The 20,246-nt window shown below is 37.3% G+C and carries 18 protein-coding genes and 5 tRNA genes (1 of these 23 only partly in view); 21 read left to right on the forward strand and 2 right to left on the reverse strand.

The annotated features are described in order from the left end of the window. Nucleotides 1-159: 159 nt before the first annotated feature. The 9 genes from hppD to uvsE all read left to right on the forward strand — a co-directional run bounded on the left by hppD (nucleotide 160) and on the right by uvsE (nucleotide 12,286). Nucleotides 160-1,278 carry a 4-hydroxyphenylpyruvate dioxygenase gene (gene hppD / locus PSR14_RS01340; RefSeq protein WP_000810913.1) on the forward strand — a complete coding sequence of 373 codons (1,119 nt, stop codon included), beginning with the start codon at nucleotides 160-162 and terminating at the stop codon, nucleotides 1,276-1,278. A 66-nt stretch (nucleotides 1,279-1,344) separates the two neighbouring features. Next, nucleotides 1,345-2,301, forward strand: coding sequence for a fumarylacetoacetate hydrolase family protein (locus tag PSR14_RS01345; protein ID WP_000674031.1), 957 nt, complete (start codon nucleotides 1,345-1,347; stop codon nucleotides 2,299-2,301). Beyond that, on the forward strand, nucleotides 2,267-3,439 hold the full coding sequence (locus tag PSR14_RS01350) for a homogentisate 1,2-dioxygenase (protein ID WP_000499916.1): 1,173 nt from the start codon (nucleotides 2,267-2,269) through the stop codon (nucleotides 3,437-3,439). The genes PSR14_RS01345 and PSR14_RS01350 overlap by 35 nt, the downstream gene beginning before the upstream one ends. A 230-nt stretch (nucleotides 3,440-3,669) precedes the next feature. Then, entirely contained in the window at nucleotides 3,670-5,085 is a 1,416-nt protein-coding gene (locus PSR14_RS01355) for an amino acid permease (RefSeq protein WP_000809368.1), read from the forward strand. A 108-nt stretch (nucleotides 5,086-5,193) separates the two neighbouring features. Then, nucleotides 5,194-6,465: an MFS transporter gene (locus tag PSR14_RS01360; protein WP_074543891.1), complete on the forward strand. Its 1,272-nt coding sequence runs from the start codon at nucleotides 5,194-5,196 to the stop codon at nucleotides 6,463-6,465. A gap of 382 nt (nucleotides 6,466-6,847) precedes the next feature. Next, nucleotides 6,848-7,933, forward strand: a complete 1,086-nt coding sequence (locus PSR14_RS01365; RefSeq protein WP_000161445.1) for a D-alanine--D-alanine ligase — start codon at nucleotides 6,848-6,850, stop codon at nucleotides 7,931-7,933. A gap of 62 nt (nucleotides 7,934-7,995) precedes the next feature. Continuing rightward, a complete protein-coding gene (gene murF, locus PSR14_RS01370) occupies nucleotides 7,996-9,372 on the forward strand; it encodes a UDP-N-acetylmuramoyl-tripeptide--D-alanyl-D-alanine ligase (RefSeq protein WP_098487042.1) in 1,377 nt (458 codons plus the stop codon). 305 nt (nucleotides 9,373-9,677) lie between these two features. Continuing rightward, entirely contained in the window at nucleotides 9,678-11,228 is a 1,551-nt protein-coding gene (locus PSR14_RS01375; protein WP_048520050.1) for a DEAD/DEAH box helicase, read from the forward strand. A gap of 95 nt (nucleotides 11,229-11,323) precedes the next feature. Beyond that, nucleotides 11,324-12,286, forward strand: a complete 963-nt coding sequence (uvsE, locus tag PSR14_RS01380; RefSeq protein ID WP_000961149.1) for a UV DNA damage repair endonuclease UvsE — start codon at nucleotides 11,324-11,326, stop codon at nucleotides 12,284-12,286. On the opposite strand, the gene PSR14_RS01385 is transcribed toward uvsE, so the two are convergent. Beyond that, the gene (locus tag PSR14_RS01385) at nucleotides 12,279-12,851 is read right to left on the reverse strand and encodes a rhomboid family intramembrane serine protease (RefSeq protein WP_000906924.1); all 573 of its coding nucleotides are present in this window, start codon (nucleotides 12,849-12,851) and stop codon (nucleotides 12,279-12,281) included. The genes uvsE and PSR14_RS01385 overlap by 8 nt on opposite strands. 92 nt (nucleotides 12,852-12,943) lie before the next feature. Here PSR14_RS01385 and acpS point away from each other — a divergent pair, with 92 nt between their 5' ends. The 6 genes from acpS to PSR14_RS01415 all read left to right on the forward strand — a co-directional run bounded on the left by acpS (nucleotide 12,944) and on the right by PSR14_RS01415 (nucleotide 18,876). Then, complete coding sequence (gene acpS, locus PSR14_RS01390) at nucleotides 12,944-13,303, forward strand: holo-ACP synthase (RefSeq protein ID WP_000635037.1); 360 nt, start codon at nucleotides 12,944-12,946, stop codon at nucleotides 13,301-13,303. Nucleotides 13,304-13,459: 156 nt separating this feature from the next. Next, entirely contained in the window at nucleotides 13,460-14,410 is a 951-nt protein-coding gene (locus PSR14_RS01395) for an outer membrane lipoprotein carrier protein LolA (protein ID WP_025991724.1), read from the forward strand. A 118-nt stretch (nucleotides 14,411-14,528) separates the two neighbouring features. Further along, the gene (gene alr / locus PSR14_RS01400) at nucleotides 14,529-15,698 is read left to right on the forward strand and encodes an alanine racemase (RefSeq protein ID WP_000390599.1); all 1,170 of its coding nucleotides are present in this window, start codon (nucleotides 14,529-14,531) and stop codon (nucleotides 15,696-15,698) included. Between the two features lie 299 nt (nucleotides 15,699-15,997). Then, nucleotides 15,998-16,285 (forward strand): antitoxin EndoAI, encoded by a 288-nt coding sequence (locus PSR14_RS01405; protein WP_000004570.1) that lies wholly within the window; start codon nucleotides 15,998-16,000, stop codon nucleotides 16,283-16,285. 4 nt (nucleotides 16,286-16,289) lie between these two features. Continuing rightward, entirely contained in the window at nucleotides 16,290-16,640 is a 351-nt protein-coding gene (gene ndoA, locus PSR14_RS01410; RefSeq protein ID WP_000635963.1) for a type II toxin-antitoxin system endoribonuclease NdoA, read from the forward strand. 67 nt (nucleotides 16,641-16,707) lie between these two features. Beyond that, nucleotides 16,708-18,876: a Tex family protein gene (locus PSR14_RS01415; protein WP_071741907.1), complete on the forward strand. Its 2,169-nt coding sequence runs from the start codon at nucleotides 16,708-16,710 to the stop codon at nucleotides 18,874-18,876. Nucleotides 18,877-18,933: 57 nt separating this feature from the next. On the opposite strand, the gene cmpA is transcribed toward PSR14_RS01415, so the two are convergent. After that, nucleotides 18,934-19,050 (reverse strand): cortex morphogenetic protein CmpA, encoded by a 117-nt coding sequence (cmpA, locus tag PSR14_RS01420; RefSeq protein ID WP_001143642.1) that lies wholly within the window; start codon nucleotides 19,048-19,050, stop codon nucleotides 18,934-18,936. A gap of 195 nt (nucleotides 19,051-19,245) precedes the next feature. Between cmpA and PSR14_RS01425 the strand changes: the two genes are divergently transcribed. The 6 genes from PSR14_RS01425 to PSR14_RS01450 all read left to right on the forward strand — a co-directional run. Continuing rightward, nucleotides 19,246-19,704, forward strand: coding sequence for a SprT family protein (locus PSR14_RS01425; RefSeq protein ID WP_098487043.1), 459 nt, complete (start codon nucleotides 19,246-19,248; stop codon nucleotides 19,702-19,704). 114 nt (nucleotides 19,705-19,818) lie between these two features. Next, a tRNA-Asn gene (locus tag PSR14_RS01430) sits at nucleotides 19,819-19,893 on the forward strand. Nucleotides 19,894-19,896: 3 nt separating this feature from the next. Further along, a tRNA-Ser gene (locus PSR14_RS01435) sits at nucleotides 19,897-19,987 on the forward strand. An 8-nt stretch (nucleotides 19,988-19,995) separates the two neighbouring features. Then, nucleotides 19,996-20,070, forward strand: a tRNA-Glu gene (locus PSR14_RS01440). A gap of 4 nt (nucleotides 20,071-20,074) precedes the next feature. Next, nucleotides 20,075-20,150, forward strand: a tRNA-Val gene (locus PSR14_RS01445). 46 nt (nucleotides 20,151-20,196) lie between these two features. Beyond that, nucleotides 20,197-20,246 (forward strand) — tRNA-Asp (locus PSR14_RS01450) (it continues 26 nt past the right edge of the window).

Here is a 20,246-nt window from a genome sequence, read left to right on the forward strand (position 1 = left end):
ATGTAAGAAAAAAAGAGGAATTTGACAGAAAAGATAGAAAATTTTAAAGGTCAGAATTTGTTAGCTTGCTAACTAATTTCTATCAATTGATGTTGGAAGCGTTTTCGGTTGGTTTTAAGTATGAACCATTTAATCTATTTACAGGGGGATGAGGATTTTATGAAACAAAAATCTATGGATACGCTAGCTGCACAAATGGAGGACTTTTTTCCAGTACGTGATGTAGATCATTTGGAATTTTACGTAGGAAATGCAAAGCAATCAAGTTACTATCTTGCGAGAGCATTCGGATTCAAAATTGTGGCTTACTCTGGATTAGAAACTGGTAATCGTGAAAAAGTATCTTATGTTCTTGTGCAAAAAAATATGCGTTTCGTTGTGTCTGGGGCTTTAAGTAGTGACAATCGTATTGCAGAGTTTGTAAAGACTCATGGTGATGGCGTGAAAGATGTGGCATTACTTGTTGACGATGTTGATAAAGCATACTCAGAAGCGGTGAAACGTGGTGCCGTCGCAATTGCTCCGCCTGTAGAGTTAACAGATGAGAACGGTACATTGAAAAAAGCAGTTATTGGTACGTATGGTGATACAATTCATACGCTTGTAGAGCGTAAAAATTATAAAGGGACATTTATGCCAGGATTCCAAAAGGCTGAGTTTGATATTCCATTTGAAGAGTCAGGTTTAATTGCTGTAGACCATGTAGTTGGTAATGTTGAAAAGATGGAAGAGTGGGTTAGTTATTACGAGAACGTTATGGGCTTTAAACAAATGATCCATTTTGATGATGATGATATTAGTACAGAGTATTCAGCATTAATGTCGAAGGTTATGACAAATGGAAGTCGTATTAAGTTCCCTATTAACGAGCCAGCGGATGGAAAGAGAAAATCACAAATTCAAGAATATCTAGAGTTCTATAATGGAGCAGGTGTACAGCATCTTGCTTTACTAACAAATGACATTGTTAAAACAGTAGAAGCGCTACGTGCAAATGGTGTGGAGTTTTTAGATACACCAGATACTTATTATGATGAATTAACTGCACGAGTTGGAAAAATTGATGAGGAAATTGATAAGTTGAAAGAATTAAAGATTTTAGTAGATCGCGATGATGAAGGATACTTACTACAAATCTTTACGAAACCAATTGTAGATCGTCCAACTTTATTTATTGAAATCATTCAGCGTAAAGGTTCTCGTGGATTTGGAGAAGGAAACTTTAAAGCGTTATTCGAATCAATTGAAAGAGAACAAGAGCGTCGCGGGAATTTATAAAATTTATATCCACCAGCAATCATTCTTTTGCTGGTGGAAATTTCATTTTCATAAGGAGGAATTAGGATGAAATTCGTTACATTTCGTCTTCCTTCAAAAGAAATGCGAGCTGGATGGCTTGAAGGTGACAAAGTAATCGATATGAATCTTGCTAGTGGTGGAAAATTACCTTCTTCTATGTTCGCCTTTTTAGAGAAAGCGGATGAGTATGTAGAAGTGTTGCGTAATATTAATAATCCGGAAAAGGGCATATATTCTTTAGAGGAAGTGCAATTAGCAGCAGCGATTCCTAATCCGAGTAGTATTAGGGATTTTTATGCATTTGAACAGCACGTAAAAACGGCACGTAGCCGAAGAGGGTTAGATGTTGTACCTGAATGGTACGATATCCCGGTTTTTTATTTTACGAACCATCGTGCTGTAATTGGTCCAGATGATGTTGTAATTAGTCCGAAGAAATCTAAAAAACTTGATTATGAGTTAGAGATTGCTTGCGTAATTGGGAAAGAAGGAAGAAATATTTCTCGTGAGCAAGCAGAGGAATACATTTTTGGTTATTGTATTATGAATGATTGGAGTGCAAGGGACTTACAAGCAACAGAAATGAAGGTAGGACTTGGTCCAGCGAAAGGAAAAGATTTTGCAACTTCATTAGGAGCGTACCTTGTTACGAAAGAGGAACTAGATATTTATCGTAATGGTGACCGTTATGAGTTAGAGATGACTGCTCATGTAAATGGAAAGCTATTATCAAAAGGGAACTTTCGAGATATTTACTATACATTTGCTGAAATGATTGAACGTGCTTCGGAAGATGTTACGTTATATCCAGGCGATGTGATTGGTTCTGGAACAGTAGGAACAGGTTGTATTTTAGAACTGGGTACAGAAGAGTGGCTGCAAGATGGTGATGTGGTAGAGCTTACGATTACTGGTTTAGGTACATTACGTAATACGGTCAAAAAAGAAAAGGAAGCAGGTGATGAGCATGTTTTATCGTCACATGGGGGAGCTACCTCATAAACGACATGTACAATTCCGTAAAAAAGATGGATCACTTTATCGTGAACAGGTAATGGGAACAAAAGGTTTTTCTGGTACGCAATCTATTTTGTATCATCATTATATGCCAACGGAAGTAGGGCATGCGGCATTATCTCATTCTTGTCAGTTGCAGTATGAAGAAGATGTTGCTCTTTCTCATCGTCACTTTCGCACGAAAGAAAATAAAAAAAGTGGTGATGCAGTAAGCGGAAGAAACTTTATACTTGGGAATGAGGATTTATTAATCGGAGTAGTGAGCCCAACAGAAAAAATGGACTATTTCTACCGTAATGGTGATGGCGATGAAATGTTGTTTGTCCATTACGGAACAGGAAAAATTGAAACGATGTTTGGAACGATTCATTATCGAAAGGGCGATTATGTAACAATTCCAATTGGAACGATCTATCGTGTTATTCCAGATGAAGGAGAGACTAAGTTTCTTGTTGTAGAGGCAAATAGTCAAATTACAACACCGCGTCGCTATCGTAATGAATATGGACAATTGTTAGAGCATAGCCCGTTTTGTGAGAGAGATATTCGTGGTCCTGAAAAATTAGAGACGTATGATGAAAAAGGTGAATTTGTCGTAATGACAAAGTCGAGGGGATATATGCATAAACATGTTTTAGGACATCATCCGTTAGACGTTGTTGGTTGGGATGGTTATTTATATCCGTGGGTCTTTAATGTTGAGGACTTTGAGCCAATCACAGGTCGTATTCATCAGCCACCTCCAGTACATCAAACGTTCGAGGGTCACAATTTTGTTATTTGTTCTTTCGTACCACGTTTATATGACTATCATCCAGAATCTATTCCGGCACCGTATTATCATAGTAACGTGAATAGTGATGAAGTACTGTACTATGTAGAAGGTAACTTTATGAGCCGAAAAGGTGTGGAGGAAGGGTCTATTACACTTCATCCGAGCGGCATTCCTCACGGGCCACATCCTGGGAAAACAGAGGCGAGTATAGGGAAAAAAGAAACGCTTGAATTAGCTGTTATGATAGACACATTCCGTCCGCTTCGTATTGTAAAACAAGCACATGAAACAGAAGATGAAAAATATATGTATAGCTGGATTGAAGAGGGATCATATACTGTGAAATAAGTAAAAAAGGCATGCTCAATAACAGAGCATGCCTTTTTCATGGAATCGACATGTATAATAATACCAAAAAAAGTTATAGAAAGATATATAGAAAGAATGATAAAAATCGTGCATATTCATAAGAGTTTCTACTTATTTCGACAAAAGTATTGACTGGAAAAAGTACTATGAGTAAAATGAAAAAGCGAATTAAAAATTTTCAGAAAATTTAAAACTTGGAGGAGCATGCTATGAAGCAAATTTTTCAAAAGAAGCCTATTGCAAAGTTAATGCAAGAGAGTAAACAAAAGACGTTAGCAAGAACATTGGGCGCACTAGATTTAACGATGCTTGGAATCGGGGCAATTGTTGGAACGGGTATTTTTGTTCTAACGGGCGTGGTAGCAGCGAAACATTCTGGACCAGCTATTATATTATCATTTGCGATAGCCGCGTTAGCATGTGCCTTTGCTGCATTTTGTTATGCTGAATTTGCTTCTTCAGTTCCTGTCTCAGGCAGTGTGTACACGTACACATATGCGACGATGGGAGAAGTATTCGCATTTTTAATTGGATGGGACTTAATGCTTGAGTATTTACTTGCAACCTCTGCTGTGGCAAATGGTTGGTCCGCGTACTTCCAATCTTTATTAAAGGGATTTGGAATTCATATTCCTACCATTCTTTCCTCAGCCCCTGGTACAGGAAAGGGTGGAATAATTGATTTGCCAGCAGTTCTAATTATTTTAGTGATGACGGTTCTTTTATCTAGAGGTGTTCGTGAAAGTGCACGTGTAAATAATATTATGGTATTTATTAAACTAGCGGTTGTTCTTATTTTTATCTTTGCTGGTTTTAATTATGTGAAACCTGAAAACTGGACGCCTTTTATGCCATTTGGCTTAGATGGTGTAATGGCTGGAGCTGCTACAGTGTTCTTTGCATTTATAGGGTTTGATGCAGTTTCAACGGCAGCAGAAGAAGTGAAACGTCCACAACGTGATTTACCAATTGGTATTATTGCATCTTTATTAATTTGTACGGCTCTTTATATTATCGTTTCGCTTATTTTGACAGGAATTGTTCCATACGGGCAGTTGAATATATCAGATCCAGTCGCTTTTGCACTTCAATTTATTGGACAAGATAGTTTAGCGGGAGTAATTTCAGTAGGCGCAATTACAGGAATCACAACAGTAATGTTAGTTATGATGTATGGGCAAGTACGAGTTTCATATGCAATGAGTAGAGATGGATTATTGCCGAAACGTCTTGCTAAAGTTCACCCGAAATTTAAAACACCGTTTTTAAATACGTGGACAACGGGAATTATTGCAGCACTTATTTCAGGATTAATAGATTTAAATGTGTTAGCGCATCTTGTAAATATGGGGACTTTATCAGCCTTTGCACTTGTAGCTGTTGCTGTTATTGTAATGAGAAGAACGCATCCTGATTTACCAAGAGCATTTAAGGCGCCGCTTGTACCATTTTTACCAGCGTTAACGGTAATTTTTTGTTTATACTTAATGCTTCAATTATCCGGGACGGCTTGGATTAGTTTTGGTGTATGGATGATTATCGGTATTGCGGTTTACTTCTTATATAGCCGAAAACATAGTGCTTTAAATAATAGTAAAGAAGAAGACGACGCAGCCAATTTATAAGTAGAAAAATCCATTCTAATTCTGTTAGAATGGATTTTTAATTTTGAAAATTTACATTCTTCTGAACTTGTTATAAGATAATTATTGTTGAACAAAAGGGGTGAAATAATGAAAAATACGTGGCGTGAGTTAAGGGAGATGGACCGTAACGTATGGATTCGGTTTATTGGTGAGACGTTAAATGGAATTGCAATGATGATGTTGATGCCTTTTTTTGCATTATATTTAAAAGATAAGGTAGATTCATTATTACAGGTCGGAGTGATTATGGCACTGTCTCCAATTGCTGCAAGCTTTGGATCAATTATAGGGGGAAGAATTGCTGATATATATGGAAGAAAACCGATTATGATATTTTCGATGGCGAGCAATGCAGTATTCATGCTCGGTTTTTTATTTATAGAAGGATTTATTCCATATGCGATTTTATCTGTTTTTTTAGGATTAAGTAATTCGTTATTTCATCCAGCTGCATCAGCGATGGTTGCGGATGTAACGGCGCCAGAAAAAAGAACAGAAGCATATGGTTTATTGCGAATGGGGCACAATATAGGTGCTGCAATTGGTCCGATAATGGGGGCTTCAGTAGTTATGTTATCGAAGAACCTTGTGTTTATTATTGCCGCATCTACGATGTTATTTTATGCATTGCTTGTATTCGTCCTTATTCAAGAGACAATGCCAAAGAGTACGAATAAAGAAGGTGATACAGAAAAAGAATCAGGAGCAGTGTGGAAAATTGTATTGCGAGATAAGGCACTCATGATTTATTTATTAGCAGGTATCATTATTTCGATGGGATTTTCTCAAACAGAAGGCATGTTGCCACTGCACTTTGACAATGAAATGAAAGGTATTTTTGGAACTAACAATCCATATCCATATTTAATGGCTTTAAATGGACTATTAGTTGTGTTGTTCCAATTTCAAATTTCAAAATGGGTCACAGATAAACCTGTTGGAAAGACGATGTTATATGGTGCATGTTTGTTTGGGATTGGGTTATTTTTTATAGGGTGGTTACCGAAGTGGTTTGGAGGACTTGATACAAATGCTACGATTATTTTAATAACGTTACTGTTTATATATGCCATATATACGTTAGGTGAGATGATTATGTCGCCTGTACAGATGACGTTTGTAGCGAATTTGGCTCCTGAGCATTTGAGGGGGACTTATATGGGAGCTGCAAGTTTGCAGTGGATTACAGGAAGTGCATTCGGCCCACTTCTTGGAGGTTTTTTATTAGACCGATTACTTGGCCACTTTTTATTTACAATTTTAGCTGTCGGTTGTGTAGTTGCAGGTATTGTATATATTTCTTTAGACCGTCTCGTTGAACAAAGGCAAAAAAGCACACTAACCAAACAATCTTCTTAATAATTAGATGACATACACAAAAAGGGGATTTCTACATATTTTAGGTAAATAACCAGGTTGGATTGCAATTTTATCCCACTTTAATGGGCAGTAAGACCCCCACCTCAAAATTCAGCGAAAGCAAGGAATTTAGGTGGGGGTCGGGCTGCCCATTAAAGTCCGATTGGTTCAACTAATAATCAGTAGGGGATGAAGCCCCCCACTGATTAAAGTTTCACTTTATATATTTATCAAGAAAGTTAAGTGGAAAAAGTATAGAAAACCAATAAGTGGTGTCATTTAATTATTTGTGGAAGTTGCATTTTATTTCAAATAGGAACTACCTATTTTTATAAAAAGTGCTAAAATAGAAAAATGAAAACAATTGGTTAGGGTGATTTCAGTGACAAAAATTAAATTAGGTTTATTATATGGTGGAAAATCAGCTGAGCATCAAGTTTCGCTACAAACGGCTCTTGCTGCTATTAAAGCATTAAATCAAGATAAATTCGAGATTCATCCAATTTATATTACAGAACAAGGTCAATGGGTACGCGGTGAGCGTATTGAAGGTGAAGTAACAGATGTTGAAGTTCTAAAAATGAGCGGTGCAGAAAATGCGATTTCTCCGCTATCATTAAGCACAGAAATCATTCCATCTGCAAATGCTGAGGAAAATGCTATCGACGTTATTTTCCCATTACTACATGGACCAAATGGTGAAGATGGAACGGTACAAGGATTATTAGAATTAATGAATATTCCTTATGTAGGAAATGGTGTTCTAGCATCTGCTGCTGGTATGGATAAGGTTGTTATGAAAAACATTTTCGCAGAAGCTGGATTAAAACAAGCGAAATATGCATCATTCATTCGTAGCGGATGGGAAAAAGATCGTGAAACAGCATATGAAAAAGTAGAAGAAGTATTAGGATACCCTTGCTTCGTAAAACCAGCAAACCTTGGTTCAAGTGTTGGGATTAATAAGTGTAAAAATCGTGAAGAACTTGAGAATGCATTTGAAGAGGCATTCCAATTTGACCGTAAAATTATTGTGGAAGAAAATATCGTTGGACGTGAAGTAGAAGTTGGTGTACTAGGTAATGATGAACCGAAATGTTCAGTTGTAGGTGAAATCGTACCTAAAAAAGACTTCTATGATTATAAGTCGAAATACATCGATGGTGATACAGCGTTAATTATTCCAGCTGAAATGACAGAAGAAGAGTCTAATGTTATTAAGCGAGATGCGATTGTTGCATTCCAATCGTTAGATGGTGCTGGCTTAACGCGAGCTGATTTCTTCTTAACGAAAGATGGAGAAGTATACATTAACGAAGTGAATACGATGCCAGGATTTACGCCGTTTAGTATGTTCCCTCTACTATGGCAACATACTGGATTACCGTATCCGGAATTAATTGAAGAGCTAATTCGTTTAGCAATGGAGCGTCACGAAGAAAAACAAAAAATTAAATATACAATCTAACAAAAAAAAGGAGGAGGCACTATTCGAAGGAATAGTGCTTCCTCTATGTAAGGAGTGTTTTTATGATAAATCGAACGTTAAAACAAGTAGAACAAATGACAAATGGTACGGGATTAGCAGAGCAGTATGAGGGAATTACTATACAAGGAGTGTCTATTGATACGAGAAAAATCGAAAAAGGAAACTTATATGTTCCGATTCAAGGTGAACGTTTCGATGGACATGCTTTTGTAGATAAAGCTGTTGAAAATGGAGCTGTGGCGACATTATGGATGAAAGATGTAGCAAATCCACCTGAGAATCTTCCGGTTATTTTTGTAGAAGACACGCTATCAGCATTACAAATGTTAGCAAAAAACTATCGTGACCAATTGGATGTTAAAGTGATTGGTGTGACAGGTAGTAACGGTAAAACATCTACAAAAGATATTGTAACAAGTCTTCTTGCGACTAAATTCAAAGTTCAAAAAACAGAAGGAAACTTCAATAATCATATCGGGCTACCTCTTACTATTTTAAACTTAGAAGAAAATACAGAAGTAGCTGTATTAGAAATGGGAATGTCAAGCCGTGGGGAAATTGAATTCTTATCTAAGTTAGCTCGTCCAAATGCAGCTATCATTACGAACATTGGTGAAGCGCATTTAATGGACTTAGGCTCTCGCGAGGCAATTGCTGAAGCGAAATTAGAAATTGTGACAGGATTACAAGAAGGTGGAGTGTTCGTATATAACGGAGATGAGCCATTATTAACGAATCGTGTTCCTGAAATGAATTTAATAGCTGAAACAGTTACGTTTGGTGATGCTAGAGCAAATGATTACTATCCAACGACTGTAACGTTACAAGCAACTGGGACACACTTTAAAATGAATAGAGAAGAAAACATTTCATTCTATCTACCGGTATTAGGGAAACACAATGTGTATAATACGCTTGCTTCTATGGCAATTGCGAAACATTTTGGTGTAACGTGGGAAGAGATGAAAGAAGGTTTAGTAACACTTCAAATGACAGGCATGCGTATGGAAATTGTAAAAACAAATAGTGGATTAACAATTATCAACGATGCTTATAATGCAAGTCCAACAGCTATGGAAGCAGCATTCCACCTAATGAATGGTTTAGATGGATTCTCTAAAAAAATTGTTGTTCTCGGCGATATGTTAGAGCTTGGAGATCAAGAAGTACAGTTTCATTATGAGGTAGGTAAATTAATCGATCCAGCAAAAATCTCCTATGTGTTCACATATGGTCAATTAGGAGCTCAAATTGCTGAAGGAGCAAAAATTAATTTCCCTAACGAACGTGTAAAGGCTTATGATAATAAAGAAGAGTTAGTAAAAGAGTTGCAAGCAGTAGTCGATGCGAAAGATGTTGTATTAGTCAAAGCATCTCGCGGTATGAAATTGGAAGAAGTAATTACGATGTTGAAATAATTGGTGTATATAAATAGGGATGATAGCAACGAAAAAAGAAGAAACTTATAATAAGCGCTTACAGTAAATATAAAAAAATAAAAGTGAAGAAAAAAACTCTTAATATGAAAATAAGGTAACAGTTGGGTTTGCTTTTTACACATACAAAACTTATAATTGATAAAGTGTAATAACGTTTAGAAGTATTTTCGTGAAGAATATACGCCCGTTTATATACGTGAGCATTCAGGAAAAGGGCTTTTCCGCAAATTCGGAAAACGCCTTTTTTTAAATGATAAGTATAGGATAGAAAAGGAGAAGTAACATTGACAACATTTCGAGAATTAGGATTAAGTGATTCTTTACTGCAATCTGTTGAAAGTATGGGCTTTGAAGAGGCTACGCCAATTCAAGCTGAAACAATTCCACATGCATTGCAAGGTAAGGATATTATTGGGCAAGCACAAACAGGTACAGGGAAAACAGCAGCATTCGGATTACCACTATTAGATAAAGTGGATACACATAAAGAATCGGTTCAAGGTATTGTTATCGCGCCAACGCGTGAATTAGCAATTCAAGTTGGAGAAGAGCTATACAAAATTGGTAAACATAAACGCGTTCGTATCTTACCAATTTACGGTGGTCAAGATATTAACCGCCAAATTCGTGCTCTAAAAAAACACCCACACATTATTGTTGGTACGCCGGGTCGTATTTTAGATCATATTAACCGTAAAACACTTCGCTTACAAAACGTAGAGACAGTTGTTCTTGACGAAGCGGATGAAATGTTAAACATGGGCTTCATTGAAGATATTGAAGCAATTTTAACAGATGTGCCAGAAACACACCAAACATTACTATTCTCAGCGACAATGCCGGATCCAATCCGTCGTATTGCTGAGCGTTTCATGACTGAGCCTCAACACATTAAAGTAAAAGCAAAAGAAGTAACAATGCCAAACATTCAGCAGTTCTATTTAGAAGTGCAAGAAAAGAAAAAGTTTGATGTATTGACACGCTTATTAGACATTCAATCTCCAGAGCTTGCGATTGTATTCGGTCGTACAAAGCGTCGTGTTGATGAATTATCAGAAGCATTAAATTTACGTGGTTATGCTGCGGAAGGTATCCATGGTGATTTAACTCAGGCGAAACGTATGTCTGTATTACGTAAGTTCAAAGAAGGTTCTATTGAAGTTCTTGTTGCAACAGACGTTGCTGCACGTGGTCTTGATATTTCGGGTGTAACACACGTATACAACTTCGATATTCCACAAGATCCAGAATCATACGTTCACCGTATTGGCCGTACTGGTCGTGCAGGTAAAAAAGGTATTGCAATGCTATTTGTAACACCACGTGAATCTGGACAATTAAAAAATATCGAGCGTACAACAAAACGTAAAATGGACCGCATGGATGCACCAACACTTGACGAGGCACTAGAAGGTCAACAACGTTTAATCGCTGAAAAACTTCAAAACACAATTGAAAATGAAAACTTAGCATACTACAAGCGTATTGCGGAAGAAATGTTAGAAGAGAACGACTCTGTAACAGTAGTAGCTGCTGCTTTAAAAATGATGACAAAAGAGCCAGATACAACTCCAATCGCTTTAACATCAGAACCACCAGTTGTTGCAAGAGGTGGCGGTTCTAAAAAACGCGGCGGTAACGGAGGCGGATACCGTGATGGTAACCGTAATCGTAGTCGTGATGGACGCGGTGGCGATGGTCGTAATCGTGACGGTAACCGTGATCGCAATCGTGATGGTGGCAACCGTGGTCGTCGTGGCGAAGGTCAAGGACGCCCAGGATCTTCAAACGGACGCGGCGAAAGAAAACATCATAGCCGTAAGCCACAAGCTTAATAATGAAAAAGAGAATGCCCTTTGCCGGCATTCTCTTTTTTTATTTTTGTAATTGTACATACTACATAATAACTTATGTAGAAATGAGGTGCCGCATGCTTGTAAGGCTTGGCTATGTCGCGATGAGTGTACATTTGAAAAATGCATCTCCATCTCAAACGATGACGTACGCGCAGTTTCAAAAAATAGATGATCGGGAAGCGGCGATTCGTAAACTTGAAAGAATTGCTAATTCGAATTTGGAAAACTGTTTACGATTATTAAAACATAATAAAGGACATGACATATCGTTCTTTCGACTTAGTTCCAAGCTGATTCCTTTAGCGAATCATGAGGAGTTGTTAGATTGGAATTATATTCGCCCTTTAAAAGAAAATTTAAAAGTGCTAGGTGATTACGCTATTCGAATGAATATGCGTATTGATTTTCATCCAGATCATTTTGTTGTACTTAATTCACCCGAGGAGAATATTTTTAAACAATCTGTAAAGACGTTACAGATGCATAGAAAATTATTAAAAGGTATGGGGATTGAACATAAGCAACGATGTGTCATGCATGTTGGTGGCGGATATAAAGATAAAGAGCTTGCATTAGAGCGTTTTATAGAGAATTGGTCTAATGTCCCAAGAGGTATTCAGGAAATGATTATGTTAGAAAATGATGATACAACTTTTACGCTCGAGGACACATTATATTTAGGAGAAAAATTGGACATTCCCGTTGTATTTGATTTACATCACCATATGATGAATCATGATCGAGAAGATTGGCATGAAGATTGGGCGCGTGTCGTACATACGTGGGAATCGTCTTTGTTACCAGTGAAAATGCACATTTCTAGTCCTAGAGAGGGAAAAGACCCGAGAGCACATGCGGACTTTATTGATGTAGATACTTTTTTATCTTTTTTAAAAAAGATAAAGGGAAGTGTTCCACAAATTGATTGTATGATTGAAGCGAAGATGAAGGATGAGTCTTTATTTCAACTCATGAGGGATTTAAGTGAACAAACAGATGTGGAAATTATCGATGGTGCGAGCTTTTATATTAAATGAGCTCTGCACCATCGAGTTTTTTTATTAATAAAGGGGTGCAAATACCACCAATGATCAATCCTGTTAAATGGCTGATAGGGTTGGCAGAGGGATTGAAGAAAGTGAATAGTAGTAATATACATATCATGATTGAAAAAATAGCGATGTCTCTTGGATTGGAAGAACGATAGCGGCTATACATTAGAAATAACTGTGCACCTAGCAATCCGAAGATACCACCAGATGCCCCGGTATGAATATATTCATGGGGCATAATAAGATAAGAGAAAATATTTCCGAGAATGCCAGAAAGGAAAAAAATAATGATGAAAGAAAAGTGGCCTAGTTGTTTTTCAATAGAAGAGCCAAGGACGAATAAACAAATACTATTAGAAAGAAAATGTGGTAAGTCTACATGTACGAGTAGGGAAGTTATGAGACGCCACCATTCTCCTTTAGCGATATATTCATTAGAAGCTGCCATAGGAAAGAGGAAAAAATCGCCTAATATAATCATGATTAATTGTACGAGAAGTAAAGCGATGACGATTGGTTGTAAGGAAATGCGGGCGGATGGTATTAGCATATTGTGAGTATCACTCCTTTTGCATCAGAAAGATTCTCTGTTATTCTTACAATATGAAAAAAGAAAGCTAAATAGAAGAAGGGGATTTTGAAATGATTGTAGGGATTGGAATCGATATTATTGAATTGAATCGAATTGAAAAAATGATAGATGGAAAGCTTAAATTTATGGAACGTATTTTAACTGAAAGTGAACGTAATGTTGCTAAGGGGCTGAAGGGAAGCCGCCTTACAGAGTTTGTAGCTGGAAGATTTGCAGCGAAAGAGGCGTATTCAAAAGCGGTAGGAACTGGTATCGGGAAAGAAGTGAGTTTTTTAGATATTGAAGTAAGAAATGATGATAGAGGGAAGCCGATTCTTATTACAAGTACAGAGCATATTGTTCATTTATCAATTAGTCATAGTAAGGAATTTGCTGTTGCTCAAGTTGTTTTAGAAAGCTCGTCACGCTAGTCTGCATATTTTATATCTTTGTCTCATATATTTGTGGTAGCGATAAGGAAGGTACATCTTCCATTCATTTATAGGGGCAAAGGGGCTGAAGTGATGAAAAGGCGTCTGTTTTTAGTTCTTGTCGGTTTATTAACCGTTTTTGTGTTGGCCGGTTGTATGGAAAAGAAACAAGATGATGTTGTGAGAGATTTAGAAGCGAAAGTAAAAGGGTTGAAAAGCTATCAAGCTGAAGCGAAATTATCTATTAAAACAGGGAATGAGCCTCAGGAGTATAAGGTAGAAATATGGCATAAGGAACCTTCTTTTTATCGTGTGAATTTGCAGAATGCGAAAAAAGACCAAAGTCAAATTATTTTAAGGAATGAAGAAGGTGTATTTGTATTAACGCCAGCGCTTAATAAGAGTTTCCGTTTCCAAAGTGATTGGCCGCAAAATAGTAGCCAGGCTTATTTATACGAATCTCTTGTGAGGGATATTTTGCAGGATAAGAAAAACCTTACTTTTGAAAAAACAGATAAGTATTATATCTTTAAAACAAAAACAAACTATCAGCATCAAAACATGTTGCCGAGACAAGAGATTACATTGAAGAAAAGTGATTTAACACCAGTTTCGGTGAAGTTAATGGATAATGATCAAAATGTTCTTGTGAAAGTAGATTTCTCTAAAGTGAAATTTGATGCGAAATTTGATAAAGGTGCATTTGATACGAAACAAAATATGTCTAGAGCGCAAGTAGATGTTCAAACGACAGCGAAAGAAGACAAACCATTTGCTATTTTGTATCCGCGTGATACGCCGCAAGGTATGACTTTGAAAGATGAAAAAGAGTTGAAGACAGACAGTGGCAAGCGTGCGATACTCACATACACTGGAAGTAAGAAATCCTTTACTTTAATACAAGAAAAGGCAAAAGTTGCAGAGGCTTCGTCAGCGATAAGTGTGAGCGGGGAATTGGTTGATCTTGGCTTTACAATTGGAGCATTGACGAAAGACTCTTTAACGTGGTCGCATAACGGAGTAGAATATATGCTCGTGTCTAAAGGTTTAGAGCCGAAGGAGCTGTTAATGGTTGCTCGTTCAGTTACAGAGAAGCAAGTGAAGTAAACTTCTTAGACGTGGTGATATATGTGCACCACGTCTTTTCTTAGTTTGAAGGGTGGATTTCATAAAAGAAGCATATAAAAGAATAAGCTTCGCATATCGTGTATAAGGAAGTGTGTTTATGGAAGAAGCGCCATTTTACCGTGACACTTGGGTGGAAGTGGATTTAGATGCCATTTATAACAACGTTACACATATTAAAGAATTTATCCCGAGTGATGTAGAAATTTTTGCCGTTGTTAAAGGGAATGCATATGGGCACGATTATGTACCGGTGGCTAAAACAGCATTAGAAGCGGGGGCGACAAGGTTAGCAGTTGCGTTCTTAGATGAAGCTTTAGTGCTTCGAAGAGCTGGTATTACTGCGCCGATTTTAGTGTTAGGTCCTTCTCCTCCTCGTGATATAAATGTAGCTGCTGAAAATGATGTAGCATTAACTGTTTTTCAAAAGGAATGGGTAGATGAAGCAATCAAACTTTGGGATGGTTCGTCTACGATGAAATACCATATTAATTTCGATAGTGGTATGGGGAGAATTGGAATACGTGAACGTAAAGAATTAAAAGGATTTTTAAAAAGCTTAGAAGGTGCACCATTCTTAGAATTGGAAGGAGTTTATACGCATTTTGCAACGGCAGATGAGGTGGAGACTTCTTACTTTGATAAGCAATATAACACATTTTTGGAGCAGTTAAGTTGGTTGAAAGAATTCGGAGTGGATCCTAAGTTTGTTCATACAGCTAATAGTGCTGCAACGCTACGTTTTCAAGGGATTACATTTAATGCAGTACGAATTGGTATTGCGATGTATGGGTTATCTCCATCTGTAGAAATACGCCCTTTTTTACCGTTTAAATTAGAACCAGCGCTATCATTGCATACGAAAGTTGCTCATATTAAAGAGGTGATTAAAGGGGATGGAATTAGTTATAACGTCACTTATCGAACGAAGACGGAAGAATGGATTGCGACCGTTGCAATTGGTTATGCAGATGGCTGGCTTAGAAGATTACAAGGATTTGAAGTGCTTGTAAATGGTAAAAGGGTACCGATTGTAGGGCGAGTAACAATGGATCAATTCATGATTCACCTTCCTTGTAAAGTGCCTCTTGGTACGAAAGTTACACTCATTGGAAGGCAAGGAGATGAATATATTAGCGCTACAGAGGTTGCGGAATATTCAGGTACTATTAATTATGAAATTATTACAACGATTAGTTTCCGTGTGCCGAGAATATTTATACGGAACGGTAAAGTTGTGGAAGTAATCAATTATTTGAATGATATATAGAAGGTAGTATGATTTGCTTCTTGTCATGTGAGAGGACTTTTCGTTGGCTAAGAATAAGTTCGTTTTTTGACGAGAAGCTTTTTACTTATCATTACTTTTAACATAATTTAACGTGGAAACTCTTCCGTTTCTTGTTGTAATGAGATAAAAAATAAAAGAATATGAATGTTTTGTTTGTGAATTGGAAAACATAAGCAAGGAATAAGGAAGTCTTTGCAACAGGCTCCATACAATGGTATTATTACAATAGGTGTCATATATATATTTGGGTGTGTAGTTGACGGTGGAGGTGTATTTTTGTGTCCGAATCAAGTGTAACTACTGAAATCGTGGTTCGGTTGCCAAAGCAAATGGTAACGGAATTGGACGGAATTGGAAAACAAGAGAATAAGAATCGCCATGAACTAATTTGCCAGGCAACACAACTGTTATTGCGTCAACATAAGACGAAGAAACGCTACCAACATGAATCAATGCGACGTGGGTACATTGAAATGGGAAAAATTAATCTTGGTATTGCATCTGAAGCTTTCTTAGCAGAGTATGAAGCAGCTCATACAGTAGAACGCTTAGTTAGCGGGGGGTAATATTTTGATTGTAAAACGCGGCGACGTGTATTTTGCAGACCTTTCCCCAGTTGTTGGTTCTGAGCAAGGAGGCGTTCGTCCGGTTCTTGTCATTCAAAATGACATCGGAAATCGTTTTAGTCCAACGGTGATTGTAGCGGCTATTACTGCACAGATTCAAAAAGCGAAATTACCCACTCATGTGGAAATTGATGCGAAAAAGTACGGTTTTGAGAGAGATTCTGTTATTTTACTTGAGCAGATTCGAACAATCGATAAGCAGCGCTTAACGGACAAAATCACTCACTTAGATGAAGTGATGATGATTCGTGTAGATGAAGCGCTACAAATTAGTTTAGGACTAATAGATTTTTAAATCGGCAGTTTAAGTTGCTCTCTTTGAAGGGCAACTTTTTTTATTATAGAGGAGGTTGCGGTTGTATATGGAAATGGTAGATAATCGACAAGCGTTAATGAAAATGTTAGTGAAGGAATTAGGCTTTACCGAAAAGCAAGTTCGTCATGTTATTCAATTAACAGAAGAAGGTAACACAGTTCCATTTATTGCTCGTTACCGAAAAGAATGGACAGGCTCTTTAGATGAAGTGCAAATTCGTACAATTTTAGAGAGATGGCAATATATAATGCAGCTTGAAGATAGAAAAGAAGAGGTTCTTCGTCTTATTGATGAGAAGGGGAAACTGACAGGAGAATTACGTCAGCAAATTGTGAAAGCTACAAAGTTGCAAGAAGTAGAAGATTTATATCGTCCATATAAAGAGAAGAGAAGAACGAAAGCAACGATTGCAAAAGAAAAAGGACTAGAGCCATTAGCTGAATGGTTATTGTTATATACAAAAGAAGATCCGAATCAGAAGGCAATGGAGTTTATAAATGCCGAGAAAGAAGTGCAATCTGCAGAAGAGGCATTACAAGGTGCTCAAGACATTATTGCAGAAATCGTTTCAGATGAAGCAGCATATCGTAGTTGGATTCGGAATGTTACTTTTAGAAAAGGTGTTATGTCTTCGGCTGTAAAAGATGAAGAGAAAGATGAAAAAAATATATATGAAATGTATTACGATTATGAAGAGCCGTTGCAGAAAGTCGTGCCGCATCGTGTATTAGCGATGAATCGCGGTGAGAAAGAAGATATATTGAGAGTTTCTGTTGTTCCGCCAGTAGATGAGATAGTAACTTTCTTATATAAGAAAGTAATTCGTGATAACGATTCAAAAAGTGCACAGTATGTAAAGTTAGCAATTGAGGATGGTTATAAACGATTAATTCAATCCTCTATTGAAAGGGAGATTCGAAAAGAATTAACAGAAACAGCTGAGGAACAAGCAATACATATTTTTTCTGAGAACTTACGTAATTTGTTATTACAACCTCCAATGAAAGGAAAGGTTGTGTTAGCTGTAGACCCTGCATATAGAACGGGTTGTAAATTAGCTATCGTAGACGATACGGGGAAAGTTCTATATATTGATGTTATTTATCCGCATCCACCAGTGCGTAAATATGAAGATGCAAAAGCGAAAGTTCTTTCTATTATAGATAAATATCAGGTTGAAATGATTGCGATTGGGAATGGTACAGCTTCTAGAGAATCAGAAGAATTTATAGTTGATGTATTACAACATGTGAAACGAGAAGTCTTCTATATTATTGTGAACGAAGCTGGTGCGAGTGTGTATTCGGCTTCTGATTTAGCCCGTGAGGAATTCCCAGATTTACAGGTTGAAGAAAGAAGTGCGGTTTCTATCGGTAGACGTCTGCAAGATCCACTTGCTGAACTTGTAAAGATTGATCCTAAATCAGTTGGGGTTGGACAATATCAACATGATGTGTCTCAAAAAAGATTAAATGAATCATTAACGTTTGTAGTAGAGACAGCAGTTAACCAGGTCGGTGTGAATGTAAATACAGCTTCAGTTGCGTTGTTGCAATATGTTTCAGGCTTATCAAAAACTGTTGCGAAAAATATTGTAGCAAAGCGTGAAGAAGAAGGGAAATTTACAAAACGAACAGACTTAAAGAAAATACCACGTCTAGGTGCGAAGACATATGAACAATGTATAGGTTTCTTACGTATATTAGAAGGGGCAAATCCGTTAGACCGTACAGGTATTCATCCAGAACAATATAAAAATGTTGAATTGTTATTGAAGAGTCTAGGATTATCGAAAGATGACGTAGGGCAACCGCAATTACAAAAGAGTTTAGAAGAAGTAGAGATTTCTAAGTTGTCGCAAGAAACGGGAGTTGGAGAACCAACATTAGTTGATATTATAGATGCACTCATTAGCCCAGAGCGAGACATGAGGGATGAGTTGCCTAAACCGCTTCTGAAAAAAGGGATTTTGAAGTTAGAAGATTTAAAACGTGGTATGGAACTGGAAGGAACAGTTCGTAACGTTGTTGATTTCGGTGCTTTTGTTGATGTAGGTGTGAAACAAGATGGTTTAGTACATATTTCTAAACTAAGCAAACAATACGTGAAGCATCCGTTAGATGTTGTATCTGTCGGACAAATCGTCAAAGTATGGGTAGATGATATTGATACGAAAAAAGGTCGCGTTGCATTATCTATGTTGCCGATTGAATAGTAAGAGAAGAGAGCAGATGAAACTGCTCTTTTTTTATAGGATAAAACGTGTAATGGATTAGGAACTTTGATGTATTTTGCTATAATAAAACCAGCATTCATTTAGTAATTTAATTTGATACCGGTTTTTTTCAAAATATGCGCGTTGCATTTGTTTTTTGAGCCATGTAGGCATAGGAATCCCTCCTTGTTTAATCCTACTCTCATAAATGTAAAGTACTATTGATGAGAGGTTGGTGAGTGGATTTCTATTTTTGCTATGTTTTTAGAAACCACGCTTCTTGAATGAGGATGGGTATATGTACTATTTAATATATGTATAAGAGAGGAGAAAAGTGTAAAAATATTTTTTTGTTTAGGAGGAATGAAAATGGATGAGCAAGAAATACAGCGGCTAGTGGAAGAAGTATCACTACAATATTTCGGAATGCAGTTTTTACATAAAGCAATGTTTAATAGTAGGTTGCGTACAACTGGTGGACGTTATCTGTTGAATACACATAATATTGAACTGAATTATCGATATTATGAAATGTATGGGAAAGAAGAATTAGTTGGGATTGTTAAACATGAACTTTGTCATTATCACTTACATATTGCGGGAAGAGGGTATAAGCATCGGGATAAGGATTTTCGAGAATTATTAAAGGCAGTTGATGCACCACGCTTTTGTAAACGAATGATAAATGAAGAGAAGGGAAAAAAGGTTTATATGTATGAATGTATGGAATGCTCACTTCAATATGTAAGGAGGCGTCAAATAGATACAAAAAGATATGTCTGCGGAAAGTGTAAAGGGAAACTAATCTTGATAAAGAAAACATCTTGACAGTGAAAACGCAATCCAGTATATTATAAACATGTCACGTTTGTACAAGATGTTGTGAAAAAACTTCTTGACTTACGATGAGAATTTTTATAAGATACAAATTGTCTTTATTATTCCGCAGTAGCTCAGTGGTAGAGCTATCGGCTGTTAACCGATCGGTCGTAGGTTCGAGTCCTACCTGCGGAGCCATACAGAGAAGTACCCAAGTGGCTCAAGGGGCTCCCCTGCTAAGGGAGTAGATCGCGAACGCGGTGCGAGGGTTCGAATCCCTTCTTCTCTGCCATTCATATTGGCCCGTTGGTCAAGTGGTTAAGACACCGCCCTTTCACGGCGGTAACACGGGTTCGAATCCCGTACGGGTCACCACTTCGGAGGATTAGCTCAGCTGGGAGAGCACCTGCCTTACAAGCAGGGGGTCGGCGGTTCGATCCCGTCATCCTCCACCATAATATTATAATGAAAAGTAAAATGACATTAATGTAAAGATTAAATGGTCCCGTGGTGTAGTGGTTAACATGCCTGCCTGTCACGCAGGAGATCGC

The organism is Bacillus sp. A01H, from assembly GCF_045277205.1.
GTDB classification, from domain to species: Bacteria; Bacillota; Bacilli; order Bacillales; family Bacillaceae_G; genus Bacillus_A; species Bacillus_A paranthracis.